The 23,655-nt window shown below is 57.3% G+C and carries 25 protein-coding genes; 7 read left to right on the top strand and 18 right to left on the bottom strand.

Annotated features, from left to right (window positions below; genetic code table 11):
• Positions 1-72 precede the first annotated feature (72 nt).
• The 3 genes from treZ to CCR82_RS02505 all read left to right on the top strand — a co-directional run bounded on the left by treZ (position 73) and on the right by CCR82_RS02505 (position 3,398).
• The gene (gene treZ / locus CCR82_RS02515) at positions 73-2,097 is read left to right on the top strand and encodes a malto-oligosyltrehalose trehalohydrolase (RefSeq protein WP_201243787.1); all 2,025 of its coding nucleotides are present in this window, start codon (positions 73-75) and stop codon (positions 2,095-2,097) included.
• Positions 2,098-2,201: 104 nt separating this feature from the next.
• A complete protein-coding gene (locus tag CCR82_RS02510) occupies positions 2,202-3,161 on the top strand; it encodes a glycosyltransferase family 2 protein (protein ID WP_201243786.1) in 960 nt (319 codons plus the stop codon).
• Positions 3,162-3,194: 33 nt separating this feature from the next.
• Positions 3,195-3,398 (top strand): type II toxin-antitoxin system HicB family antitoxin, encoded by a 204-nt coding sequence (locus tag CCR82_RS02505; RefSeq protein ID WP_201243785.1) that lies wholly within the window; start codon positions 3,195-3,197, stop codon positions 3,396-3,398.
• Here CCR82_RS02505 and CCR82_RS02500 read toward each other — a convergent pair.
• The 3 genes from CCR82_RS02500 to CCR82_RS02490 are packed head-to-tail and all read right to left on the bottom strand — an operon-like array spanning position 3,387 to position 6,666.
• On the bottom strand, positions 3,387-4,295 hold the full coding sequence (locus CCR82_RS02500) for a hypothetical protein (protein WP_201243784.1): 909 nt from the start codon (positions 4,293-4,295) through the stop codon (positions 3,387-3,389). The two genes, CCR82_RS02505 and CCR82_RS02500, sit on opposite strands and share 12 nt — an antisense overlap.
• Positions 4,292-5,560: a polysaccharide pyruvyl transferase family protein gene (locus tag CCR82_RS02495; RefSeq protein ID WP_201243783.1), complete on the bottom strand. Its 1,269-nt coding sequence runs from the start codon at positions 5,558-5,560 to the stop codon at positions 4,292-4,294. The genes CCR82_RS02500 and CCR82_RS02495 overlap by 4 nt, the downstream gene beginning before the upstream one ends.
• Positions 5,557-6,666: a Coenzyme F420 hydrogenase/dehydrogenase, beta subunit C-terminal domain gene (locus tag CCR82_RS02490; protein WP_201243782.1), complete on the bottom strand. Its 1,110-nt coding sequence runs from the start codon at positions 6,664-6,666 to the stop codon at positions 5,557-5,559. Before CCR82_RS02490 ends, CCR82_RS02495 begins: the two co-directional genes overlap by 4 nt.
• 570 nt (positions 6,667-7,236) lie before the next feature.
• Here CCR82_RS02490 and CCR82_RS02485 point away from each other — a divergent pair.
• Entirely contained in the window at positions 7,237-7,791 is a 555-nt protein-coding gene (locus tag CCR82_RS02485) for a Uma2 family endonuclease (RefSeq protein ID WP_201243781.1), read from the top strand.
• Between the two features lie 66 nt (positions 7,792-7,857).
• Here CCR82_RS02485 and CCR82_RS02480 read toward each other — a convergent pair whose 3' ends face one another.
• The 11 genes from CCR82_RS02480 to CCR82_RS02430 form a co-directional block, all read right to left on the bottom strand.
• Positions 7,858-8,400, bottom strand: a complete 543-nt coding sequence (locus CCR82_RS02480) for a Fic/DOC family N-terminal domain-containing protein (RefSeq protein ID WP_201243780.1) — start codon at positions 8,398-8,400, stop codon at positions 7,858-7,860.
• 348 nt (positions 8,401-8,748) lie between these two features.
• A complete protein-coding gene (locus tag CCR82_RS02475; RefSeq protein ID WP_200348903.1) occupies positions 8,749-9,132 on the bottom strand; it encodes a HEPN domain-containing protein in 384 nt (127 codons plus the stop codon).
• Positions 9,129-9,449, bottom strand: a complete 321-nt coding sequence (locus tag CCR82_RS02470; protein WP_201243779.1) for a nucleotidyltransferase domain-containing protein — start codon at positions 9,447-9,449, stop codon at positions 9,129-9,131. The genes CCR82_RS02475 and CCR82_RS02470 overlap by 4 nt, the downstream gene beginning before the upstream one ends.
• Before the next feature lie 216 nt (positions 9,450-9,665).
• Complete coding sequence (locus CCR82_RS02465; protein WP_201243778.1) at positions 9,666-10,904, bottom strand: type II toxin-antitoxin system HipA family toxin; 1,239 nt, start codon at positions 10,902-10,904, stop codon at positions 9,666-9,668.
• Positions 10,897-11,211 carry a type II toxin-antitoxin system RelB family anti-toxin gene (gene relB / locus CCR82_RS02460; protein ID WP_201243777.1) on the bottom strand — a complete coding sequence of 105 codons (315 nt, stop codon included), beginning with the start codon at positions 11,209-11,211 and terminating at the stop codon, positions 10,897-10,899. Before relB ends, CCR82_RS02465 begins: the two co-directional genes overlap by 8 nt.
• 249 nt (positions 11,212-11,460) lie before the next feature.
• A complete protein-coding gene (locus CCR82_RS02455) occupies positions 11,461-12,036 on the bottom strand; it encodes a Uma2 family endonuclease (RefSeq protein ID WP_201243776.1) in 576 nt (191 codons plus the stop codon).
• A gap of 158 nt (positions 12,037-12,194) precedes the next feature.
• Entirely contained in the window at positions 12,195-13,316 is a 1,122-nt protein-coding gene (locus CCR82_RS02450; RefSeq protein WP_201243775.1) for an RNA/DNA-binding domain-containing protein, read from the bottom strand.
• A gap of 72 nt (positions 13,317-13,388) precedes the next feature.
• A complete protein-coding gene (locus CCR82_RS02445; protein ID WP_201243774.1) occupies positions 13,389-14,228 on the bottom strand; it encodes a PD-(D/E)XK nuclease family protein in 840 nt (279 codons plus the stop codon).
• Entirely contained in the window at positions 14,225-14,377 is a 153-nt protein-coding gene (locus CCR82_RS02440; RefSeq protein WP_201243773.1) for a Uma2 family endonuclease, read from the bottom strand. The genes CCR82_RS02445 and CCR82_RS02440 overlap by 4 nt, the downstream gene beginning before the upstream one ends.
• A gap of 81 nt (positions 14,378-14,458) precedes the next feature.
• On the bottom strand, positions 14,459-15,712 hold the full coding sequence (locus CCR82_RS02435) for a hypothetical protein (protein WP_201243772.1): 1,254 nt from the start codon (positions 15,710-15,712) through the stop codon (positions 14,459-14,461).
• Positions 15,713-15,733: 21 nt separating this feature from the next.
• Positions 15,734-16,990 (bottom strand): hypothetical protein, encoded by a 1,257-nt coding sequence (locus CCR82_RS02430; RefSeq protein ID WP_201243771.1) that lies wholly within the window; start codon positions 16,988-16,990, stop codon positions 15,734-15,736.
• A 132-nt stretch (positions 16,991-17,122) separates the two neighbouring features.
• On the opposite strand from CCR82_RS02430, the gene CCR82_RS02425 reads away from it, so the two are divergent.
• Both CCR82_RS02425 and CCR82_RS02420 read left to right on the top strand, forming a co-directional pair.
• Positions 17,123-19,090 (top strand): hypothetical protein, encoded by a 1,968-nt coding sequence (locus CCR82_RS02425; RefSeq protein ID WP_201243770.1) that lies wholly within the window; start codon positions 17,123-17,125, stop codon positions 19,088-19,090.
• 11 nt (positions 19,091-19,101) lie between these two features.
• The gene (locus CCR82_RS02420; protein WP_242513197.1) at positions 19,102-19,266 is read left to right on the top strand and encodes a hypothetical protein; all 165 of its coding nucleotides are present in this window, start codon (positions 19,102-19,104) and stop codon (positions 19,264-19,266) included.
• A gap of 9 nt (positions 19,267-19,275) precedes the next feature.
• Here CCR82_RS02420 and CCR82_RS02415 read toward each other — a convergent pair whose 3' ends face one another.
• Genes CCR82_RS02415 through CCR82_RS02405 form a run of 3 tightly spaced genes read right to left on the bottom strand, consistent with a single transcriptional unit; the run spans position 19,276 to position 21,905 of the window.
• Positions 19,276-20,817, bottom strand: a complete 1,542-nt coding sequence (locus CCR82_RS02415; protein ID WP_201243769.1) for a PD-(D/E)XK nuclease domain-containing ATP-binding protein — start codon at positions 20,815-20,817, stop codon at positions 19,276-19,278.
• A 42-nt stretch (positions 20,818-20,859) separates the two neighbouring features.
• Positions 20,860-21,315 carry a Uma2 family endonuclease gene (locus CCR82_RS02410; RefSeq protein WP_201243768.1) on the bottom strand — a complete coding sequence of 152 codons (456 nt, stop codon included), beginning with the start codon at positions 21,313-21,315 and terminating at the stop codon, positions 20,860-20,862.
• 32 nt (positions 21,316-21,347) lie between these two features.
• Positions 21,348-21,905 (bottom strand): DUF29 domain-containing protein, encoded by a 558-nt coding sequence (locus tag CCR82_RS02405; protein ID WP_338073082.1) that lies wholly within the window; start codon positions 21,903-21,905, stop codon positions 21,348-21,350.
• A gap of 18 nt (positions 21,906-21,923) precedes the next feature.
• On the opposite strand from CCR82_RS02405, the gene CCR82_RS02400 reads away from it, so the two are divergent.
• Positions 21,924-22,142: a hypothetical protein gene (locus CCR82_RS02400; RefSeq protein ID WP_201243767.1), complete on the top strand. Its 219-nt coding sequence runs from the start codon at positions 21,924-21,926 to the stop codon at positions 22,140-22,142.
• A 62-nt stretch (positions 22,143-22,204) separates the two neighbouring features.
• Here the strand turns inward: CCR82_RS02400 and CCR82_RS02395 are convergent, their stop codons facing one another.
• Positions 22,205-23,542, bottom strand: coding sequence for a PD-(D/E)XK nuclease domain-containing ATP-binding protein (locus CCR82_RS02395; RefSeq protein ID WP_201243766.1), 1,338 nt, complete (start codon positions 23,540-23,542; stop codon positions 22,205-22,207).
• Positions 23,543-23,655: the final 113 nt, after the last annotated feature.

Here is a 23,655-nt window from a genome sequence, read left to right as displayed (position 1 = left end):
TGAGCGAAGGAGTGTGACCAACGCCGGTGGAGATCGTTCCGGCAAGCAACAACAGCCACGCGGACAACGTCTATGCCCACCGGATATCAACAGCAGATGCCCTTTGGCACCGCCATCGCCGCCGACGGCAGCGTCAGTTTTCGACTCTGGGCACCCGCCGCACGGCACGTCGAGCTGCTTTGGAGCGCCGGCCCCGCGCAGGCAGAGCAAGCATTCAGCGTGCACCGCGCCAATGAGGGTTGGCACCATCTCACGCTCGCCCAGGCGCGCGCTGGTGACCGCTATCGCTATCGGATCGACGAGGGTCTTGCCGTCCCCGACCCCGCCTCGCGTTTCCAGCCCGAGGATGTCCATGGCCCCAGCCAACTCATCGACCCGCTCGCCTTCGACTGGGGCGCAGCCGAGGCTGCCTGGCGCGGCCGGCCTTGGCACGAGGCGGTGCTCTATGAGCTGCATGTTGGCACCTTCAGCGCCAGCGGTGATTATGCCGGCGTCGAACGCCGCCTCGACCACCTGCTCGAACTCGGCGTCACCGCCCTCGAACTGATGCCGCTGGCGGACTTCCCGGGCCAGCGCAACTGGGGCTATGACGGCGCCCTGCTCTACGCCCCCGATGCTTGCTATGGCCCTCCCGACGCGCTCAAGCGGCTCATCCGCGCCGCCCACGAACGCGGCCTGATGGTGCTGCTCGATGTGGTCTACAACCACTTCGGCCCCGAGGGCAATTACCTGCATTGCTATGCCCCGGCCTTCTTCCATCCAGACCGCCACACGCCCTGGGGCGCGGCGATCAACCTCGACGGCCCACAGGCGCAGTGGGTGCGCGCGTTCTTCATCCAGAATGCCCTCTACTGGCTCGAGGAATATCGCTTCGACGGCCTGCGGCTGGATGCCGTCGACCGCCTCATCGATACCAGCCAGCCCGACCTGCTCGACGAACTGGCAGCGCGCGTACAAGCCGGCCCGGGCCGCGAACGCCAGATCCATCTGATCCTCGAGAATGATCATAATGACGCGCGCCGGTATGAGCGCGACTCCGCAGGTCAACCCCGTCACTTCACCGCCCAGTGGAATGATGATCTCCACCATGCACTGCATCACCTGCTGACCGGTGAGACGGATGGCCCTTATCAGGATTTCGTCTCCGACTCCGGCACAAGCGCCGACCCAAGCCCCGAGGACTTGACGACCGACCTGATCGCCCGCGCGCTGACCGAAGGCTTCGCCTATCAGGGTGAGCCTTCGGCCTTTCGCGAGGGCCATCGGCGCGGCACCGCGAGTGCGCACCTGCCGCCGGCGGCGATGGTCAATTTCCTGCAGAACCATGATCAGGCTGGTAACCGCGCCTTCGGCGAGCGCCTGCACCAACTGATCCCGCGCGAGGCCTTGGATGCCGCCTTCGCCCTGCTCTTGCTCGCGCCCTCACCGCCGTTGCTGTTCATGGGCGAGGAGTTCGACGCCGAGCGCCCGTTCCTGTTCTTCTGCGATTTCGGCCCCGAGCTGGCCGACGCGGTGCGCGAGGGCCGACGCCGCGAGTTCGCCCGCAGCGCCGCCTTTGCCGACCCCGCCAGCCGCGCCACCATCCCCGACCCCAATGCTCCGGAGACCTTCAACCGCTCATGCCTGGACTGGCGCTGGCTCGACCACCTCGTCAACCCGTCGATCCATGCCGAGAGGCCTGACGGCTCGCAACAACGACGCTTCCGCGCCTGCCAAAGATGGCTCGCCCTGCGCCGAGCACGGATCGCACCGCTGATCCCGCTGATCCTACAGGGGGGCGAGGCCGTCGTCTTTGGCCGCGGCCGTCTCTCAGCGTCCTGGGACACGAGCGATCATTACCGGCTCCGGCTCATGGCCAACCTCAACGCGGAACCAGCCGAGCTGCCAAGCACGCTCGAGCCACCACGTCGGTCCGCCCTCATCCTCGACCATCGGCCAGACCCAGAATCAGGGACTCAACCGACAACCGCCGCTGCAACGATGGGTAAAAGACAGCTCGCGCCCTGGTCGGTCCAGTGGTCAATCGAGGCGTACCGAAGGACGAAATGCGCGACTTCGCCTTCAAATCAATCACCCAGTGACGCCATGGGCCAGTGAAACAGTGTCATGGCCCAAGAAGCTTGGTATTCTCAAGCGCATCATCGCAACGCTCAACGCTGCCCCCTCACCTGTAAAACCCGTGATCGGGCCAACCGCTACCCTTGAAGCTCATCATCCAAATCCCCTGCTACAACGAGGCCGAGACACTCGGCCTCACCCTCGACGCCCTGCCGCGCCAGGTCCCGGGCTTCGAGCGCGTCGAATGGCTCATCATCGACGACGGCAGCAATGACCAGACGGCCGAAGTCGCGCTGCAACGCGGCGTCGACCATATCGTCCGCCACAGCCGCAACCTCGGCCTCGCGCGCGCCTTCAGTAGCGGCATCAGCGTCTGTCTGCAACAAGGCGCCGACGTCATCGTCAACACCGACGCCGACAACCAATACGACGCCCGTGACATCCCTGCCCTCACCGCCCCGGTGCTCGCCGGCGAGGCCGAGCTGGTCATCGGCAGCCGGCCGATCGAGCAGATCGACCATTTCTCGCCGTTGAAGAAGCGCCTGCAGCGGCTCGGCAGCCTGATCGTGCGCCTGGCCAGCGGGACGCAAGTCCCCGACGCCACCAGCGGCTTTCGCGCCATCAGCCGCAACGCCGCCCAGCGCCTTATTGTCTTCAGCAGCTACAGCTATACCCTCGAGACCATCGTCCAGGCCGGCCAACACCAGATGGCCATCGCCACGGTACCGGTGCGCGTCAATCCCAACCTGCGTCCCTCGCGGCTGATGCGCAGCATCCCCTCCTACATCTGGCTCAGCACCGTCACCATTGTCCGCATCTTCGTCATCTACCGGCCGTTTCGGTTCTTCGCCAGCATTGGGGTTTTGCTCTTCGGCCTCGGTTTCCTGATCGGGTTGCGCTTTCTCGGGGTCTACCTCAGCGGCAGCGGCTCCGGCCATGTGCAGTCGCTGATCCTCGCCGCCGTGCTATTGGGAATGGGCTTTCAGACGATTTTGGTCGCCTTTCTGGCGGATTTGTTGGCGGCGAATCGAAAGTTATTGGAGGATATTCGTTTTCGTGCTGGGGTCGAGAAGCCAGATGATGGCATAACAACTTCAATTTGAACGAACCCACTATAGACTCTCAGGATTGCACCAATGCTCACCCAATACATCCAATCGGCTTTAAGCCGAAGCTGCTATAAGCAGCTAGAAGACCAAACCTGGTTTGCCGAGATTCCCGGCTTTGAAGGGGTTTGGGCGAATGCAGAAACGGTAGAAGCCTGCCGAGCGGAACTAGCTGAAGTGCTGGAAGAATGGTTGTTATTGAAGACCTGTGATCGGGACCAACTACCAACTTGATCTTCTAAAAAATACACAGGGGATCGACAATAAAATTTCCGCAAAAAAATAGAGTATGCGATTAAAAGCAGCAAGAAAAAAACTAAATTCCGCGCCAACATAAGATGTTAAAGCCAAAATAAGTAAAGCCTCACGAACACCTATTCCAGCCGGAGCAAAAGGAACCAAAAAACCGACAACATAAGCGAAACAATAAGCCGCAACCACGTAAGAAAGAGAAGGCAAAACTGCAGCAAACGGCCCTAACGTCAACCACAAAGCGGAACCAAGAGCGAGCCAAACCAAAATCAAAGAAAGCAGCACTAAAAATGGCGGGCGTAAACCATACAGCCAACGACCAAAAAATCTCGCTTGACCAAAAAAATACGCCATAGCAAAAGAAAAGAAAATTACTAAAAAAAAAGAAATAATAGACCAATACCATTTTAGATGAAACCAGTGCAGCCAGCTATTAATCAAATCAGCATGTATTAAAAACCCCAGTAGCACCGAAATCGTAAGAGCCGAACCAATAACCCAAGCATGCTCGGCAATAAGGGCATCACGAATAGATGACGACTTAGCCTGATGTGCCTTAAGCATTGCAATACGGCCAACAAACTGCCAAATCGATCCTGGTATATATTTAGCAAGTTGTGTCAAATTATAGATACAGTATGTTTCGCGCCAGTTCAAAAGGATCGAATATTGCCGCGATGCCGCCCACATAGTTATGACAAGGCCGAGTTTCCCTGCAATAATTAGCAACATCGCCCCAAATAGCAGAGCAATATCTAAACGTCTAATGCCATCTTCAATGCCGCTTGCATTTTCATAAGCATAGAAAATGGCAAAGAGAACAACAAAAATAAACCAAGTCCATTTGGCTACAACCCAGAGCCTCTGACTATTATTCATAAACAATTATCAAGCGATACCAGCAGATGGTCGAACTGATGGCGCGCAGACTCCTTTTTTTTTGTCAGCGCCTTGGCAATACAAGAGGATCGCGCATATCTCTCGCTTGACAACCGATCAATATTTTTCATGACCAGTTGCAAATCGCACATGCGATTATCAAGCACCATATCCGCCTGACCAAAACCGTCCATAACCTCTGCATACTTGTGACTCCAACCAATCACAAGAACAGGAACTGACGCATTTAGTGCCGCTATCATCGCATGAAAACGCGACACAACGTGGATGTCACAGGCAGCTACAATATTATGAATTTGTGCAACATTCCAAGAACCCTCAAAAGCAACGACTGAGTTTCGTATGTCCGCCTCCAAGTTCAGAAAGACAGTATTAATGATAGGCAGATCATTATTGTGCAATTTTTTCATATCCTCGCCTCGTGTCGCATTCGGATATAAAGCAATAACGTATCCCTTTGTTACTAAAGCATGGATCAATGATTGAAACCAAGCCACATAGTTTTTTCCAGCTCTGCGCCAATGTTTTTCAATCACCGAACTTGGACACAAGCCGATGATGAGGTGGCCGGCCTTTTGACTGTCAGACAAGCGCTGTAACCGAGACTCCAGTCCTGGATATGCTTGACTTATACAGTCTTCTGGGCAAAAAAGAAAAGCGGTATCATCAGCACGCTGAACCCTTAAACTTAGACCCTGCAGCGTTTGCAGATAGGAAAACGTCCGCTCGCCACGCGCAAAGATACAAAAACATCGTGACAGCACGAGTCGAGCTAACAAACGATTGAGCCAATTCTCAAACGGACCCATGGCTTGAGCCAGCTTAACAACTGGTACACCAAGGATCAGCGCAGGCCAAAGTGTTGCGACATTGAAGGGTAGAAATTTAATTCGCCCATCAACGAAGGAGACACCTGCAAGGCAAAGAAGAACCTTCGACTCCGCGAGCGCCCGAACCGAGGTTGGCAAGTATCGCCGCAAGAACCCTAAATGCAACCATTCAAACAGTTTATAAAATAGAGAACCTGGCAACAAGATTGAAACGAGATAAGCTGGTTTCGCAGAATAGATTTTAACCCGAGAATCTGAGATCAAACGCTGATCTGCGCTAGGATAATAGCTGAAGATATTAAATTGAAGGTTATTAGGGCAGCGCTCCTCTAATGCACTAATAGTCGCGCTTAGCATCGCTTCGGCCCCACGATTCCCATGAAATGTTGCACCAATGATAGCGACGGCATTCATCTAAAAGACTCCAGTCCTTTCTTAATATAGAGAACAAACTTAAGCAAGGGCCTAGGGATTGCGAAGATCAAACGTCGACCCCATCCAGTTTCACTTAAACGTAGAGCAGAGATGGTCATCAATGCATTAATGTAGGCATGCCAGGTCACACGCTCCCCAACAGGATCGGGCAATTTAACACCAAGCCACTGACCAGCTTTCGATCGAGCCGTTACATTGTAATGCGAAGGACCAATTCGCGATTGCCCATCAAGGATATCGCGTATATCGATCTCCGTTGCCCTAAGCTTATCGGAACAAACACCTGCATCGAAAAAATTTTCGCCAACCTGCGTTCGAATGATGATGGCAGTATGCTTAATCGGGTCCGCCTGTAGCCGAAAGAGCCAGATATCACCTAGTGTTAGATCGCTCGAATAGCCATAATGATCATAACAAGCTAGACATTTGCGCTCGCTGAAAAAGAACAAATTTTGGTAGTCATTAAATACTTTGCTTGGTTTTCGTACCAAACGACCATCTTCGAGTTCAGCCTCGAGCCAGCCGCGCCAGTGGCCTAACCTAAAGTGGTAATGCGCAATATCCGCCCCCGTTTCACGCTTAATGCGAGTAGTAACCGCATCGATTAGTGCAGTACGAGAGTTGTGTCCACAAACCAAGGCCAAGGTCAGCACCAGTTTGCTAGCAAGTGCTGGTTCTTTGGAACAACGATGCCGAAGAGCGGCAATATCACAGGGCAGCCCGACTACAGCCACTTGCCCATCAAAATCGCGAATTAAAGGTAGCACTTCGCGTAAAAAACGTGTTTCCACATATTTGCTACCGCGTGCGTCAAGGATGTCCTCAACTGTAGTTGCAATACAGAAGCGGGCACGCACCTTCCCTTCTTCGATCACAGTTTTGCACACAACAGCGCCATTGAAGAAGCCGCGTTCCAAGCCATTGATCAATAGAGCAGTCGTCGAGCCACCTGATGCAGATTGTTTACGTATGCTAGCATCGGTCGCATGTGTCAGGTAGGCCTTCTGGTATCGTCCGACATAACGATCAATTTCTTCCTGAGACCAGTGTTTCTTGAGCAGTTGATCAATAATCCTACCAAGCATGATGGGCTGCCCTTCTGTTCACGGCTTCTATCCACTAGCACGTATGGCTTGATGTCTTAGCTAACCACGGCGCCGGCGCTGCCAAAAAGGGATCAATCTACTTGACCATTAGCCGAGTTTGCGACCGTATCGGCAGCAGCGGATCAGTGAACAGGATGTCGGACGCTAGCGCGCAGTTGTCCCAGCTCGGCAGTTGTCCCGCAGGCATTAAGGCCGAAAGTCTGGCAGCGTGACATCTTAGTATAGCGTCTCCAGCGACACCTCGACATCCAGAGACTCATGCCGCACTCCATCTTAACTGATGCGCTCCAAGGCCCAGCCACGCGCACGGCGGTGGAGTCGATGGCGCGACTGTTCTGCTCGATCAGCAGACAGTCGAGTCTGGTTGCTCATGAAGCGTGCCCCTTGGGTGATCGGTTGGTGCTATTGGGCTGGCCGTCTGATTCTAGCCCGGACTTTAGGTGTCTTCGCGATCGATGTGGTTAAGCAAGCCAGGCCAACATTGACCGCTGCTCTAGGGCATTCTAAGGTTACCTGCCAATCCTGGCACAACGAGTCCAGCAAACTACGATGGAAGCCGTCAAACTGAAGACGGTCGATGATCTGCTGATGCGCCTAGATGAGCGCGTGGAATTGATCGGCGGGGAGATCATCCGTCGGCCGATGACGCGATTCGCGCACGCACGGGCTCAGAGCAAGACCGATCGCACCCTTGGCCCCTTCGCTGACGAGAGCGGAGCGGGTGGCTGGTGGATCGTGACGGACGTAAGCGTCGCCTACGAGACCCACGAGTGTCCGTCCCACGATCTGGCCGGCTGGCGCCGTGAGCGACTGCCTGATCCGCCAAACGGTGTCATTGATCGAGCGCCGGACTGGGTCTGCAAGATCGTATCCCCAGGCCATGAGAAGAAGGATACGGTGACCATTCCACTCCTGTTGCAACGCCATCGCGTGCCTTGGTTTTGGCTGATCTGGCCAGAAGAGCGGGCGCTGATCGCCCATGGGCTGGAAGACGATGGTTATCGGGTGGTAGCGACGCTCAAGGCGACGGAGCACAGACGCAAACCTGTGCGGATACCGCCCTTTGAGGCCATGGAGCTGGACTTGGCGGCAATCTTGGAGTGATGCGGCCTTGAGCCAACCGCCGCCCTGGAGGCATTCGCAGGGCGATTGGTCGCCGAGGCTGCCGTCTTATTTAGCCAGCGACATGGGCACATTGGGGCTAGCAGGATTGACGTCGACCCGTTGTTGGGCTGGCACGACGACCAGGTCCATGTCTTCCATAGGAATGGCGCCGAGCAGGGGCTCGTCTCCCATGATCATGGCGCCGGTGAGGCGCACGCTGATGGGCAGGCCATTGGGGTCGCGCAGGTTGTCCCGCACAAGCCGGAAGGCGCGCAGATAGTTGGAGACTTCCTCAACATCGTCCGTGTTGCTGACCGCGAGACCTGCTTCCTCATCGAACAGATCCGTCAATGTCGCCTGGGTGCCTTCGATTTGCGAGGTAAGCAGCGCTTCCTTGCGGATGGCGCTGTACAGCAGCCAGTCCACCGACGGCACCAGCCCGGACACGCCAGACAGGCGGGCGAGCGCGAACTCGGCCTGATGATTCAGGTCGGCATACGCTTCTGGAGACAGCTCGGGATTGCTCGGCGGCAGAGGATGCGGGACGAAGGCCCGAACCGGTTCGCTCAGCGTTGTCGAGGTGACGTCAGTGCCCGTGGTCCGTTTCATGATAAAGGCATCTATAATGTGAACCCTTAACATTAAAGCAGTCTTTGATTAGATGCGCTGCCACTGATCGCCCCCGCCGCGTTGAAGATCCATCCGTCTTCGGTTCTGACGCTGTAATCGCCGCGACGGGCACACCATTGGCCGCGCAGGTTGCGCCAGGCCAGGCTGGGCGAGCGGCGTTTGAGCAGGTCGGCGGCGAGGCCGCAGGCGAGTCGGACGCTGGCCTGTGTCGCGGTTTTGCCAGTGCTGGTTGTAGCCGGGGTGGAGGCCGATCTCGTGGCCGCGTGTGTGGATCTCGCGCAGCAGGGCGCGTAGGCGCGGGTCGTCGAAGCTGACGCGGTTGGCACGTTATGATGCTGTGCGTAAATAAGCATCGATGGCTTCGAGCAAGCGTCGGGCATCGTCTACATCACGCTGTGCGTCTTCGGCCGTTACCAAACCGGACACATCGTAATCGCCGCTCTGACGATCCTCGAACAGGCGTGTCAGGATGGCTGTAAATTCTTTGGAAAACATGCCGGTCCTCACGAAATCCTTATTGAATCGTCCGATCGATTGCGCATGAGAAGAAAACGTCTGGCCTTGTGACAGATGCAGGGCGCTGATGGCATGAAAAGCGGCATAGTAGGCGCGCGAAACGGCATCATCCCAGGCGCCGTTTGCGACGAGCATTTCGGCAACACGGAGTTTCTCAACGGCTTTCCTTAAGACCGATTCGATGTGAGGTGTCATATTCGCCGCCCCTCGCGCTCGATATTCAGGGCCAGCGGAGTGCCTTGCCGCTGTTTCCATTCGTCTTCGGTTCTGACGATGGATGTCACCAAGGCCTCATAGCGGTCGATCAGGTCGACTTCGATCTCCAGAATCGCGGCGCGGATGTCCGGCGAGCGCCGATCGACGATCACCAGCATATCGTAGTCGGAATGGGGTTGAGCGTCGCCTCGGGCTCGCGAACCAAAGAGGCGCAGATCCTTGACGTGTGTGCCCAGGCGCCGGCGGACTTCGCGTGCGAAAACGTCGGGAATGGCTTCTGAGGGTGGTAGCTTCATAAGCGCCTGTCCGCGGTCAGGTGCCGGCTGAACTTAAGGGGGTCGATCTGTTCGTCTGCTCCGGGCGAAGTTCGCGACATTGGCGTCGCCGGTTTCGCTGATGAGAGGCGACTGGGTGCCAGATATTAACCCACCAAGGCCTGATAAAACCGCCGATCCGCCTCGGACCCTAGGTGCGAGTTATGCCAGAGCAGCGTGAAGTAGCGAGCCAAACGATCAAGTCTCAGCCAATAAGGGTATGCGGCCCAGGTGCCAATCGATGCGCTCCGCAACCGATGATGCCATCGGAAGATGCGGCCTCTCCGCATCCCAAACTTGTCGAAAGCGCTCGACCGTCTCGCTGGCCGTGTCGAGCACCAAATGCCGCGGCAGCTGCGCCTTGTCTGCCAGGTGCGACAACTCCTCGCGCGTGAACGCATCGAAGCGCGCCGAGCGACTGACCTTCAGCGCTGCTCGATCATCGGGGATATAGGCTAGCGTCGAAACCACATCATAGCTTGGGGCTAGCCGCACATGACGCCCATCTGGATAGATCAGCGACCAGTTCTTCAGATGCATGTCGGCATTGCCGATCAGCGTATTGAAGACCAAGCGCCGGATGAACTCCACGACATCGCCCAAACCGCATTCGGTGCCGATCACCGTGGCAAGATTGCGGGCGCTCGCCCGCCCATACTTCTCATCGGGATAGACGCCAAAGACTTGCGCGAAATCTTCGATATGGACCGCCCGCCCATCATCGGCGCGATCAAATCGACGAATCGCAAACGCCTTGGCCCCGATGCGCTCAATGCCTTCGGGCAGATTGGCCACCCGGTCGAGATCAACCAGCTCGAACGCGGGCACCTCAATCCCGACCATCCGCGCCAACGTCATCATCGAATACTCATTCTCCGGCACGCCAGGATACTGAGCCGAAGGGAGCTTGATGATCCAGCCGCCGCCAACACCTTGCGCCGGGATCGTCAGCCCACCCCTCGCTCCCATCACGGCCGAGAATTTCAGCTGCACGCCGGCCAGCGAGAACCGCAGCAACCCCCGCGGTTGCGCAGGGCCTGACTCGACCGCCGTGCGAGCCGACAACGCCGGCGGCGGCCAACGCCCCTGCCCGCTGTGAGCCCGCACCTTCACAGCACCGGGCAAATCCTCACCCAGCGCCCAGAGCAAAAAGAATTCCCGAACGGGCTTCACCCCGGCCATGGCGGCCAGATAGGTCCGCAGCGGCCCCTCTGGCAGCAGATTGGAAAAGAACGGCATCAACCGGGTCTGATACAACCGTTGCCCGGTGATCAGTTGCCCGTAACGATCTTTGAAGCTCAGGCTGAGCACCGGGCGATCGTCCTGCTCGATATAGGCTGGAGAAAAGGACAAGATGCTGCGATCGCCCTCTAACAGGCTCAGGCTGCCGATCGGCTGCTCATGCAGCAGGATCTCCAAGCTCAACGGCTCAGGCATCGCCCTCGTCCTCCGCTTCGTCATCGTCATCGTCGAGGCGGTAAGCAGGGCGACCCGCATCTGCATCCAAGCCGAGCAGAGCCCTCACCGCCAGCAGCGAACGGCGGGGCACCAGGACCGGCTCGAGCTCCAGCGCGCGTGCCATCTCCAGCACACTGCTGAGGCGGGGATCGACCAAGCCTGATTCGATCTTTGACAACTGTCCCTGCTGAAGGCCGGTCATCGCCGACAATGCACGCTGGCTGAGTCCAGCGGCTTCGCGCGCGGCCTTCAGCTGCCCAACAATGCTTTCCTGATCGGAACACATGATGTCCTATTATCTATCAAATTTGCAGCTTGATAGAGTTTAGGGCATCTTGCGCCATTATGCCAGGATGCGCTGGACAGATGCATCTGTCCGCAGCCAACCGACGTAGGCGCACAGACCGTTGAGATGGCGTTGTTGGTCGGTTAAGCGCATCGTTCTCGTGTGGCAAGCTCGTTTAGGGCAAAGCCAATCATGGCAAAAATTCACTTTGATCGATTCGAGCGTCGTCATCTGCTGATCCAAGTTGATTCAGAAATCGGAAAAGAGCGTTAGGTTAACATCTTCATACAGCGTCTCTAGCGACACCTCGACATCCAGACACTCAAGCCGCACGCCACCTTCAGTGATGCACTCCAAGGCCCAGCCACGGGCGCGGCGGTGGATCTCGATGGCGCGACTGTTCTGCTCGATCAGCAGATATTCCTGCAGGCTGGGCATGGTCTGGTAGGCAAAGAACTTTTCGCGCCGATCGATCCGCGCGGTCGAGTCCGAGAGCACTTCGACCAGCAGGCAGGGATTGCTGCGGTAATAGGTCTCGCGGTCGTCGGGATCGCAGCTCAGAAGCAGATCGGGATAGTAGAAGATATCCTGATCGGCGATCCTGAGCCTTACTTTCATATCGTTGGCGAAGAGCTGGCAAGGCGTACCGCGCAGCAACGGACGCAAAAAAGCATAGAGGTTGCCGACAATGAGGCCATGCCGGTCGCTAGTGCCAGTCATGGCATAGAGTTCACCGTCGATGTACTCGTGGCGAATATCAGCACCCTCCTCAGCCGCAAGGTAGTCATCGATGCTCAGGTGAAACTGTCGGGCCAGGTTGGTCATGGAGCGTGCCCCTTGGTTGATCGGTTGGTGCCATCGAACGGCAGAGAACTGAAATGCTCAAACAAATCTTCCAGCACAGCCAGATTCGCCTCCATGCGCTGACTCGGGATCGAACGAGATGACTGCTTGATAGCCCTGAATGGTCATTAGCTTCATGGTTACAGCCGGATTGTCACCGAGAAGATCTCACCTGTTTCGGCAAAGCTGACGCGTTCGCCCAAGGTCTTTATCATCAGTGGAATGCCTCGCCCCAAGCCATCGATGTAGCGCATGTTGTCGAGGTATTTGAGCAATAAGAGATTCCTTGGCGCGGAATTGCCATAACGAATCTTCTGTAAGTTCAAGGTATTGGGCAAACGGCCTGGAGAACGCACCTCGAGCCGATCACGAAACAGAAAGAGCTGAATCCGACGCTGCGAGATCGAATAATCACGATGACACACGGCATTGACTAGTGCCTCACGCAACACCCCCGGCGGAATCTGCTCTTGTTCATCGCGGCGCAGCCCATCGAGTGTCGATGGTTTGGGTAACAACAGGCGCACTAGCGCCGCGGCGTTTTCGATCAGATCTGGCAGAACCCCCGTGAGCTCTTTTTTATCTAGCAGGGGATCGGTTATATCAATGCCATCGAAGGCAGCGAACTGAATAGCACTCTGCGGCAGTCGGCGCTGTGGTTGTCGACCAAACATCAGCAGACCGCCGATCGTGCAGACAGGGATACCCTCATGCAAGCTCAACAGATCGGCATTGAGTAACAGGTTAATGCGCTCATCTCGATCAAGGCGATAGTAGTCGAGCTGATAAGAGGTCTGCCAATAGCTCTGAAGCTTAGCTTCATCGAGATCCTCCGGTCCGGTCTGCTCGACCGGCGAGATATCGAAGTGAACCAAGCCCGCGGCTTGGAACAGTCGGCTCAGCTCTTCTTTCGTGGCCTGCCGATTGGCTGAGCCAACCCGAATCAAGAATTTCCCGTCAAGCGTCTGATAAGGCTTCGCCGTTCCCTTACCAACCGTCACTTGGCAGAGATCCCGATTGTCAACACGACTCCAAGACAGTCCCGGATCGATGGCTGGCACGACATTGTGTCGCGCCACATTGATCACCCGCTGCTCGATCAGGGCGCGATCAGCCACGCCCTGAATAGCGCCATCATCAGCGACACCGATCAGCACGACCCCCCCGAGCGTATTGGAGAAGGCCACCAACTCCTTGGCCAGCGCCTCAGGACGCACATCCTGCGTCTTGAACTCCAGGGACGCATGCTCGCCTTGAGTCAAGAGCGTTGTCACATCCGTCATCGTTAGCACCTCAAGGCTCGGTTGTTCATCCTGTCCGAAGCAGCAAGACCCCTAATTAGTCGACACGTCTTCAGGCGCGCCGTACGTTTCGATTCCCAGGCGCCTGGCAACATCTTGAGCGCGGCTGTCGATCATCGGCGAGATGACGATGAGACGGTTGGCCTGGCGCTCGTGCCGCCGCTCGTAGAACCGGGCCTTGCGCTCGAAGATATACATCCCGGCTTTGTCGATCGAGGATTTCAGCTCACAGAGGATCAGCAGACCGTTTTTGATCAGGACATCGATCTCGACTTGGTCCGGACGGCCGAACACCTCGCCGTTGTCATCGTATTCGCTCACATTGAGCACCTCGACGCCAAAGGTCTTTTCCAAGATGCCGGCCAGTGCGTCGCGAAAGGCCTGCTCCGAGCGCAATCCCCAGCGCGCGCCCAGGGCACCGATGCCGCGATCGATGCGTTTACCCAGCGCAAGGCTTTCCTCATGGAGACCTTTTAGCTCCGCCTGGTTGACTTCCCACTTGCGGTTCTGCTCTTCCCACTTGCGGTTCTGCTCCTCTCGCAACGCTTGCAGCTCTGCCTGGTTAGCTTCCCACTTACGGTTCTGCTCCTCTCGCAACGCTTGCAGCTCTGCCTGGTTGGCTTCCCACTTGCGTTCGGCTTCCTGGCGCTCGCGCTCAAGGCGTTCGTCATTCTTTTTCCAAAGTGCGTCTTGGCGTTCACGCTCTCGGCGCATTTCCTCCAACGTTTGATGGAACCAAGCGTTGGTCTCGTCGCGGCGGCTGTAGAGGTTGGCGGTCAGACTAAGAATGGCTTCGCGAAAGGAAGGATCGGATTCGAGCCATGCGGGCAACTCGCGCTTGACGGTCTCTTTGATCGATTCAAGTGTCGTCATCGGCTGCTCCAGGTTGATTCAAAATCGGAAAACTTTTCGCGCCAATCGATCCGCGCGGTCGAGTCCGAGAGCACCTCGACCAGCAGGCAGGGGTTGCGGCGATAGTAGTCATCGATGCTGAGGCTAAACTGTTGGGCCAGGTTGGTCATTGGGCGTGCCCCTTGGTTGATCGGTGGATGCATTGCTGAAAACTGTCGATGACCTGCTGTTGAGCTTGTTGGCTGACCTAGTTAGATGATCCAAACTCCAATACCCTGGATACCTATCGCGAGCACAACTGCCTTAGGCCAGAGTCGGCGCCAGGTCGGACCGGCATCTTTCAACCAAAAACGATAGGCTGCAAACCACAGTGGGGCCGAAACAGTCAGAGCTTCCAGTGGGTATCGATACAAGGTGGTATTAGCTGGGTTGTAACGGTTTAATTTGAACTGCATCAGCAGATAAACTAAACCACCGAGGGCTGAAACTCGCACCCAAGGTGGAGTCTGACGCCAAGCTGGCAGGAGCCCAGGGATAAGCAAAAGAAAAAAAGGTGATAGGACCAAAAAGCCCTGAAAAGGATCAAATAAACCACCAATTATTGTGATCAAATAAGACCAAATATCAAAGGCTTCAAGTCCTTGCGTAATGCCGTCTCCGTACCCACCTGTAATCGAAAGCGCATCAAAGACGAGTAAATTATATAAGAGAAGAAATAGCACACCAAGCGATGAAGCAAGACCAATACGTAAAATTGGAAAAAAAGAACGTCCGTAAACACCTATTCCAAAACCGACTATCGCTGGAATGACTGCTGTGAGCGGACGGGTCAGTATCGCTGCACCAAATGATAAACCGGCAGCCCAATAGCGCTGTTGGCTGCTAAGATAAACGCTTAGCGCAATCCAGAGCATTGCCGGACCGTGCTGAAACAACTCAGCAGATGCCACTGACCAGGCTGAAGTTCCAAGCCCTGCAATCATGGCGGCGATCCATGCATCCCGTGGAGAACCAATCTGAAGAAAAGAAATTCCAACGAACCCAATGGCAGCCGCAGTTGCCAAAACGCAGCTCAAAGTCGCTGGCCAGAGTGCAGGTAATAAAAAGTTGATGCTTCCTACCTCTGGCCTTGAGGCATTAGTGATAGTTACTGGCAAGAGTTGGGATGGCTCAAGAGCATACAACGGAGCTGGCAGCATCGCCGCCCCGGGAGGGTATTTTGATACCGGACCATTAGGAGAATCAACAAAAGAAACAATTGCGCCATGATTTGGCGTAGATGTAAAATCTTCGTATCCATGAGAAATGACAGACCCAGTGTTTCCAAGATGCCAGGAAGCAACGACATTACTCATCGCATCTGGATCATAAGGAAGCGTCCAATGTGCAGTTAACCCGTAAATTATCAATAAGGGTAAAAAAATTGACAAGAAGAAAAAAAGCGATGAGACGCTAGCGGCTTCATGCGCAAATAAATTTATTCTTTTATTACCATAAGTATTCATGATAGATAACCGAGACTCGAGTCATCCTGCTAGGGCAGCAACGAAGTGCAAAACAACACCTGAGGCAAGAAGATAAATAAAAATTCGCTTTATTCGATTATTACTATTTTTAATGTGATACAGATAAGCAGCAAACCACAACGGGGCCGAAGCGACAAGAGCCTCGAGCGGGTAACGGTAAGGAATGAATTCAGGCAAATAACGGTTCATTTTGTATTGTAATAACAAATAGATTAAACCGCCGACTGCCGCTCCACGTGCCCAAGGCCCACTGTTCTTCCAGGCTACAGGCAAACCAGGCAGAAGAAGTATCAAAAAAGGAGACCAGATTAGAAATCCTACACGAGGATCTAATAATCCACCCAAAATATTTAGAAATAGAAACAAGAAATCAAAAGAGACAAGCCTATTCTGAAAAGAATCGCCATATCCACCTGATATCGAAACCTCACTAAATATTAGTGCGTTGTAAACAAGAAGAAAAAGGAGACCAAGAGCAGACCCAACACCAATGCTGATAACTGGACGAATTGAACGATTAGAAACACCACAGGCGATACCAAGGCATGCACAAACAAAGGCTGTGTGAGGTCTCGTCAACACCGCTCCACCTAAGGCAAGCCCTGAAGCCCAATAATTCTTACGACTACTGAGCAAGAGCCCCAAAGCAATCCAAAACATTGCAGGTCCATGCTGCCAAAGTGCATCCGAAGCAACTGACCATGCACTCGTTCCTAATCCAACTACCCAAGCAGCAATCCAAGCTTCTCGTGGTTGGCTTTGGCCACGAAATACTAAACCAAGGAAGGCAATGGCGGCCGCTGTTGCAAGCACTGCGGTTACTGTTGCAGGCCATAATGGAGGCAAGGATACTGCTACGGCTTCAATCTCAGGTCTCGAAGGGTTTAGTAAAACAGCCTCATGTAATCGACCATGCGCCAGCATATATACTGGTACCGCTAATAAAGCGGCGCCTGGAGGATACTGCGATACTGTTCCTTTAGGTGTGCTTACATAATAACCAAAGGGCCCATGAAAAGGCTTTTCCGTCAAATGCCCGTAGCCAGTAAGATAAACAGTCCCTTTGTTCCCTATATGCCAGGCCGTAATTGCATTTGTCAAGGCATCACCATTAACTGGTAATTGCCAACTAGCCGTTAGGCCGTAAATGATTACTAACGGAATGAAAATCGAAAGAAAGAATCGCCGTAGTGAAGCCTTTGAAACCCAAACCAGCAACAGCTCAAAAGGAGCGGAAATTTTTTTTGACCAGCCCATAGTAATTTTTCTTTGTCAGCGAGCGGAAGCTCCAAGCACCCCAAGAAACCCCAAAGAGCGGCTATTCTAGCATCCGCTGCCTAGCCGTCCGCTGCCCATCACCCAGCAACCTCTCCGTATTTCGATCTCACCATGTCCACTCCCCCAAACCGCGTTCATCGTTACCTCCTGCTGGTGCTCGCCGTCCTCGTCTTCGGGCTCTGCCTGTGGCGCGCCGGTGCCGCGCCGATCATCGAGGGGCTACCGTTCAAGGATTCCGATGACATCATGCGCGTGCTCCAGGTGCAACGCTGGCTGGAGACCGGCGCTTGGTACGAACTGACGCAGCCCCGGCTGAATCCGCCGACGGGCGTCGACATGCACTGGTCGCGGCTGCCGGATCTGCCGCTGGCGGCGGTGATCTGGCTGAGCGAGCCGCTGCTCGGCGCCGACAAGGCCGCGCTGCTCGCGGCTCATCTGGTGCCGGCGCTGCTCGGGGTGGCCTTCTTCGCCGCCTTCGTCTGGGCCGCGCGGCCGTTCACCGGGCGCGCCGGGCTGCTGTTCGCCGGGCTAGTCGCGATTGGGCTCAACGTGCCGCTGGCGGATTTCGCCGCCGGCCGTGTCGATCATCACGGTTGGCAACTGCTGCTGGCAACCCTCAGCGCCGGCGCCCTGCTGCGCATCCTCGCCCTCCTCGGGACGCCGCTTGGTGCGCGGGACGGTACAAGGTTCGGCGCTCAGCAAGGCACCCGGCTCAGTGTGCAGCTCGCCAGGCGCGCGCCGGCGCCTTGGCTGGCGCCGCTGGCCGGGATCGCTGGTGCGCTCGGGCTCTGGATCGGCGCCGAGGCGATCCCGCCAGTGGCCTTCGGCGCCGCCCTGCTCGCTCTTGGCTGGCTGCGGCACGGGCGCCGTGGCGCCGAGCAGTTGGCGCGCTACGGGCTGGCGCTGACCCTGACCACACTGGCGCTCATCCCGCTGGCGCTGGCACCGGGCGCGCGCGATTCCAGCGCCTGCGATGCCTTCTCCTGGGTCAGCGTCGCGCTCGCGGCGGCGGTGGCGCTGTTCGGCCTCGGGACCATCGCCGCTGAGCATTGGCTCGCGCGCGGCAGACCCAGACACTCGCGGGCCGACCAGCGTGTGCCGTCTGGCCACATGAACCACAGCAATGTCGGCCCAATGGGCCACCTCAAACACCTCGGGCACGCACAGGCGCGGCTCCTCCTCGCCATTCCCCTCGGCCTGCTCCTGCTCGGCCTGCTCTACATGCTGATCCCGCATTGCGCCAGCGGACCCTATGCTGGCCTCGCCGAGCCATCGGCGCAACTGGTCGCGCGCGTCAGCGAGGCGCAACCACTGCTGAAGGGGCTCCGGGAGCGGCCCGCCACGGCCAGCTCGTTCATCGTCCTGCCGCTGCTGGCGCTACTGCTGAGCGCCTGGCGCAGTCGGGTTAGCTCGCCTCGTGCCCGAACGCGCTGGCTCGGGATGACGTTGCTGATCGCCGGCGGGCTGCTGCTGATGGGCTGGCAACTGCGCGGTGCCGCGCTCGCCAACCTCTATGCCGGCCTGGCGCTGACCTGGTGGGCGGCGGCAGTGGGCGCGCGCATCGGCGAGACGCGGCGCCTGCTGCCGCGTCTGCTGCGCCGCGCCGGGCCGGCGGTGGTGGTCGCCCTGCTGCCGCTCGTTGTCACGCTGACGGTGACCAAGATCAGCGACTCATCCGCCGACAGCGACAATGAAACCTGCGACCTGCACGCCATCGCCGAGCGACTGAATCAACCGCCGTGGCACACACAAGCGCCCCTGCTGATCGCCGCGCCGGTCAACCTGGGCGCGCCGCTGCTCTGGCTGACCCCGCATCAGGTTCTCGCCGCGCCCTATCACCGCAACAACAGCGGCATCGAGGCTGGCACACAGATCCTCTTTCGCGACGCCGAGACGGCCCGGAAGGTCATCGCGCAACGCGGCGTCGACCTGCTGCTCGTCTGCCCGCACGACCCGGTCGCGACCTATGAACGGCGCGACGGCATCACCCTGTTTTATGATCAGTTGCTCGCCGGCGAGACCCCGGATTGGCTGGTCGAGATCCCGCATGACGGCACTGCGCGGCTGCTAGCGCCCTAGCAGACCACCTGTTGACGCAAGTACGGGCGTATCAGCTCCTGGGCGCCGTGGCCGGCATGGTGGTGCCCGACCAGGTCGGCCGCTTCGCCTACCGCAAGGGGCTGTTCGTGCTCGCCCAATCCGGGCAGGCGATCGAGATCCGCAACGACGCGCGCTTTCAGCCCAGAACCTGGTAACACTGAGGCTCATCGCTCGCCCGGGGCTTGCGTCTCGATGGCAAAATCGACCAGGGTGCGCCGCTCGCGGCTGAAGACGATACCGATCAGGTGGATCGGCAACCCCTCCGCGCGATAGGGCTCGGCATAGCCGCGGGCCTTGATTTGCGCCAGCTCCACCACCTTGAACTCAAACAACCAGATGGCGCCGTTGAAGCGCAGACGCAGATCCAGGCGGCCATGATGACTGGCCTCCTCGGCCACCAGATCCAGACCCAGCGCCGCCAGATGGCTGTAGAACACGCTGGCATAAAAGCCTTCGTAACGAGCAATCGGACCGCCGTCGTGCCACTGATGCGGAATCGCCGCGAACAAGCTCTGGATGTGTTGACGCAAGGCCTCGAAGTCAGCCGCCAACAGCACGTCATAGAGCCGACTGATCGCACGCTCGGCCAGCGTGGCATCGCCCATCAAGCCCTTGAGCAAGGCATCGTTCAGCGCCGACTCGACCTCGAGATTGGGATAGCCCAGGCTGTATTCCCAACGCACGCCGATCTGCCGCGCCCCGGTGAAGGTCAGATAACCGGTCTGCCAGAGCAGCGCCTCGGGTGCCAACTGATCGACATCGAAGGTCGATAGCAAGGCCTCGGATGCGCACACATGCGCCAAATTGGGCGTGAAATAGCCGCGCTGGGTCAGCACATCGACCAGAAAGGTCGGCGTGCCGGTCTCGAACCACCAAGGACGAAAGACGCGCTGCTTGAACAGCAGCAGCAGATCGAAGGGATTGTAGACCGCCTCGCCGAGCCAGTTGTAGCCGTTGTACCAGGCGCGGATCTGTGCGCGGTCCAAGCCTTCGAGTTCCGGCGCGAAGACGGCGTCCAGGTCCGCCTCGGTGTACCCGCACAGGGCCGAATAGTCGGCATCGACGGTGAGATCGTAGAGATTGTTCAGCCCCGAGAACAAGCTCACCTTGCTGAACTTGCTCACGCCGGTGAGGAAGGCGAAGCGGATATGCGCGTCCGAATCCTTGATCACCGAGTAGAGATTGCGCAGCCCATCGCGTAGCGTGCGTGCGGTGTCGGGATCGCGCAGATTATCCAGGATCGGTTTGTCGTACTCATCGACCAGCACCACCACGCGCTCGCCGGTGTTGGCGTGGGCCTTGCGGATCAGTTCCTCAAAACAGCTCGCCACATCGGTCTCATCGACGCACGTCAGCGCGAGCGCCTCCTGATGGGTCCGCAGTAGCGCTCGGATCCGCTGATCGAGTTCGGCACGACTCTGAACCACCCCGCCACCGAAGCTGAGCCGGATGACCGGATACGCGCGCGACCAATCCCAGCGCCCATCGGCTTCCAGCCCCGAAAACAACGCCCGGTTGCCACTGAACAGCTCCGCGAGCGTATCCAGAAACAGGCTCTTGCCGAAACGGCGCGGGCGCGACAGGAAATAATACTTGCCCTCCTTGATCAGCCGCAGCGCATAGCCGGTCTTATCGACGTAGTAATGATCGTCCTCGCGTATCTCGCGCAAGGTTTGGATGCCGATGGGGAGGCGTTGACGGTGCATACAGGCAATCGAGATCCGCAACGACGCGCGCTTATGGCGGGTTCACAACGGAATTAAAACGCTTTTCAACAACTTGCCATCAACGCCCAGGAATTCGATCTGATCCAGACTATGGACGATCCAAACCTCCAGGGCACCGCTATCCAAGTACAGTTTCGCCTTTTCCTTCATTTCCACTATTGAATTGGATGGGGAAACGATCTCAATACAGATATCGGGCGCTTTCGGGTAGGGCGTGACAAAGCCGTGGCGCGCTACGAAATCCGCAGAGAGCCAGGCAACGTCAGCGACCTTGATCCCATCGGCGGTGGCAATGGAGCATTCAGCGACGACATCCCCTCCCGGTTGCTGTTGTAATAACATGGCGCTGAGATGGCTTTGGATTCTACCATGCTCGTTGGATGCGGGACTCATCAGCAGCTTGCCGAATTTCGTCAGCTCAATCTTAAAAGGCAGATCGGCGAACATCGCATTGTCAACGACATCTGACCACTGCATCGGTGTTTCCTCGGTCGAATTGATTGGCAAACTTATGCCGAATTGGGGAAAAAATCATCGTCGAGCAACTGCGCACCCGTCAAGGCGCATTGCTCGGGAAAGGTTTCGGGTGGCAACTGGGTTTCCTTGCTCGCGAGGTCAACCGCATCGGGATAAACAGCGCTGATCGTCTCACCGAGGGTTGACTTCAATCCGGGCGCTTGACGGAGCAACACAGACACCTGTTTGCGCTGCTCGACGATGGTGTTGCGCCAACTGCGACCATCGAATTCACGCCAACGCTCGGAGAGCAGTGGATACTGGTATTCCCATTTCAACAAATGGGCGATCAGGATCAGTAATCGGCTTGCGAGTTCCCGTCGCTCACTCTTACTCATATCGCCGAGTTCTTCTAGCAAGTGATCAATATCTAATTCCGCGAAACGACGGTCGCGCAAAAGCTCGATGTGACGCTTGGCCCAAGCACTGTAATCGGTTTGATAAAGGGTGTTCAGGTCGGTCATGGTTAATAATCGTTGGCTGTCGCTTTTGGCGATACCCGCAGTGGGTGAGTGTTCCTCGAAACCGCGCACAATGAGATCGACCGGCATGTCAAGGGTTGCGCCTTGATGCGCGCTATTCTAGCTTGGCCGCGCTACGCTTGGCATGTCGCGCCCAACCTCACCGCCTACGATGACAACGGTGAGGTGATCGCCGAGATCGATCTGCTCGCGCTCGACGACCAGGTCGGCCGCTTCGCCTACCGCAAGGGGCTGTTCGTGCTCGCCCAATCCGGGCAGGCGATCGAGATCCGCAACGACGCGCGCTTTCAGCCCAGAACCTGGTGAAACGGTCGAGGCGCTGCGCGCCTCGGTCGGGCTGCTCTGCTGCGAGCGAGCGCTGTATGAGCTTAAACCAGCGTCTCGGCCTCGAACGCCACCACCCCGCGCTGTTCGCGGCTGAATTCGACCCCAATCAGATGGATCGGCAGCCCCTCGGCGCGGTATTTCTCGGCGTAGCCCTTCTCTTTGATCTGCTGCAGTGCGCCGCCCTCGGGTGCCAGCTCCACCACCTTGAATTCGAAGAGGTAGACCTGCGCATTGAAGCGCAGCGCCAGGTCGAGTCGCCCCGCGTTGCTGCTCTCCTCCGGGGTCAGATCCAGCCCCAAGCTGGCGAAGTAGGCATAGAACACGCTGGCGTAGTACCCCTCATACTGGGCAATCGGGTTGTTGCGATACCAATCGTGCGGAATACTGGCAAAGAAGGCCGTGAACAGCGCGCGCATCCCGTCGAAATCGTTCGCCAGTAGCAGGCGGCCAAGGCGTTGCTTATTGGCCAGCATCGGCTGGCCGCTCGGTGTCCAGGCGCGCAGCAGGCTGTTGTTGAGGCTCTGATAGACCTCCTGATTGGGATACCCGAGTCGGTACCAGTCTTCGCCAAAGTGCCGGCTGTACTCGGCGATGGTGAGATAACCGGTTTGGAACAGCAGCGCCTCAGTGCTGATGTGGTCGACATCGAAGGCGGACAGCAGCGCTGTATCGGCCTCCAGCTGACCGAGCTGAGGCAGCCAGGTCTGTCGCTCGGTGAGCAGATCGACCAAAAACGTCGGCGTGCCGGTTTCGAACCACCAAGGACGACAGACGCGCTGCTTGAACAGCAGCAGCAGATCGAAGGGATTGTAGACCGCCTCGCCGAGCCAGTTGTAGCCGTTGTACCAGGCGCGGATCTGTGCGCGGTCCAAGCCCTCAAGCTCCGGCGCGAAGACGGCGTCCAGGTCCGCCTCGGTGTACCCGCACAGGGCCGAATAGTCGGCATCGACGGTGAGATCGTAGAGATTGTTCAGTCCTGAGAACAAGCTCACCTTGCTGAACTTGCTCACGCCGGTGAGGAAGGCGAAGCGGATGTGTGCATCCGAATCCTTGATCACCGAGTAGAGATTGCGCAGCCTGTCGCGCAGTGTGCGCGCAGTGTCGGGATCGCGCAGATTATCCAGGATCGGCTTATCGTACTCATCGACCAGCACCACCACGCGCTCGCCGGTATTGGCGTGGGCCTTGCGGATCAGCTCGGCGAAGGCACCATCACTGGTCGGCTGTTCGCAGCGAATACCGAGCGCCGCTTGGTTGAGCGCGAGCTGCTCGCGGATCTTGGCCTCCAGCCCGGCGCGGGTGCCGACCACCCCGCCGCCGAAGCTAAACCGAATCACCGGATAAATGCGCGACCAATCCCAGCGCCAGGGCAATCGCATCAAGATTTGCTAATATTAGCTTTCCCTGATGCTCCTGTTTCCTCCTTGTTCTCGGGCCACTCGAAGAGCAGTTTTGCAAGGTAATCCTCGTTGCAAGCGGCCTTCAAGCGTTT

Origin of the sequence: Halochromatium salexigens (assembly GCF_016653295.1) — a bacterium.
Lineage (GTDB): Bacteria > Pseudomonadota > Gammaproteobacteria > Chromatiales > Chromatiaceae > Lamprobacter > Lamprobacter salexigens.
The sequence above is the reverse complement of the archived record's forward strand: the minus strand, read 5'-3'. Positions and strand labels throughout refer to the sequence as shown.

Coding starts and splice junctions, on each gene's coding strand:
- CCR82_RS02490 (WP_201243782.1), bottom strand. CDS start 6,666: ATGCTTGGTAGGATTATTGATCAACTGCTCAAGAAACACTGGTCTCAG.
- CCR82_RS02475 (WP_200348903.1), bottom strand. CDS start 9,132: ATGACACCTCACATCGAATCGGTCTTAAGGAAAGCCGTTGAGAAACTC.
- CCR82_RS02430 (WP_201243771.1), bottom strand. CDS start 16,990: ATGGGCTGGTCAAAAAAAATTTCCGCTCCTTTTGAGCTGTTGCTGGTT.
- CCR82_RS02480 (WP_201243780.1), bottom strand. CDS start 8,400: ATGAAACGGACCACGGGCACTGACGTCACCTCGACAACGCTGAGCGAA.
- relB (WP_201243777.1), bottom strand. CDS start 11,211: ATGTGTTCCGATCAGGAAAGCATTGTTGGGCAGCTGAAGGCCGCGCGC.
- CCR82_RS02470 (WP_201243779.1), bottom strand. CDS start 9,449: ATGAAGCTACCACCCTCAGAAGCCATTCCCGACGTTTTCGCACGCGAA.
- CCR82_RS02465 (WP_201243778.1), bottom strand. CDS start 10,904: ATGCCTGAGCCGTTGAGCTTGGAGATCCTGCTGCATGAGCAGCCGATC.
- CCR82_RS02405 (WP_338073082.1), bottom strand. CDS start 21,905: ATGCCGGTCGATCTCATTGTGCGCGGTTTCGAGGAACACTCACCCACT.
- CCR82_RS02485 (WP_201243781.1), top strand. CDS start 7,237: ATGGAAGCCGTCAAACTGAAGACGGTCGATGATCTGCTGATGCGCCTA.
- CCR82_RS02500 (WP_201243784.1), bottom strand. CDS start 4,295: ATGAATAATAGTCAGAGGCTCTGGGTTGTAGCCAAATGGACTTGGTTT.
- CCR82_RS02435 (WP_201243772.1), bottom strand. CDS start 15,712: ATGAATACTTATGGTAATAAAAGAATAAATTTATTTGCGCATGAAGCC.
- CCR82_RS02495 (WP_201243783.1), bottom strand. CDS start 5,560: ATGAATGCCGTCGCTATCATTGGTGCAACATTTCATGGGAATCGTGGG.
- CCR82_RS02425 (WP_201243770.1), top strand. CDS start 17,123: ATGTCCACTCCCCCAAACCGCGTTCATCGTTACCTCCTGCTGGTGCTC.
- CCR82_RS02445 (WP_201243774.1), bottom strand. CDS start 14,228: ATGACGACACTTGAATCGATCAAAGAGACCGTCAAGCGCGAGTTGCCC.
- CCR82_RS02395 (WP_201243766.1), bottom strand. CDS start 23,542: ATGCGATTGCCCTGGCGCTGGGATTGGTCGCGCATTTATCCGGTGATT.
- CCR82_RS02415 (WP_201243769.1), bottom strand. CDS start 20,817: ATGCACCGTCAACGCCTCCCCATCGGCATCCAAACCTTGCGCGAGATA.
- CCR82_RS02440 (WP_201243773.1), bottom strand. CDS start 14,377: ATGACCAACCTGGCCCAACAGTTTAGCCTCAGCATCGATGACTACTAT.
- CCR82_RS02400 (WP_201243767.1), top strand. CDS start 21,924: ATGCGCGCTATTCTAGCTTGGCCGCGCTACGCTTGGCATGTCGCGCCC.
- CCR82_RS02410 (WP_201243768.1), bottom strand. CDS start 21,315: ATGCAGTGGTCAGATGTCGTTGACAATGCGATGTTCGCCGATCTGCCT.
- treZ (WP_201243787.1), top strand. CDS start 73: ATGCCCACCGGATATCAACAGCAGATGCCCTTTGGCACCGCCATCGCC.
- CCR82_RS02455 (WP_201243776.1), bottom strand. CDS start 12,036: ATGACCAACCTGGCCCGACAGTTTCACCTGAGCATCGATGACTACCTT.
- CCR82_RS02505 (WP_201243785.1), top strand. CDS start 3,195: ATGCTCACCCAATACATCCAATCGGCTTTAAGCCGAAGCTGCTATAAG.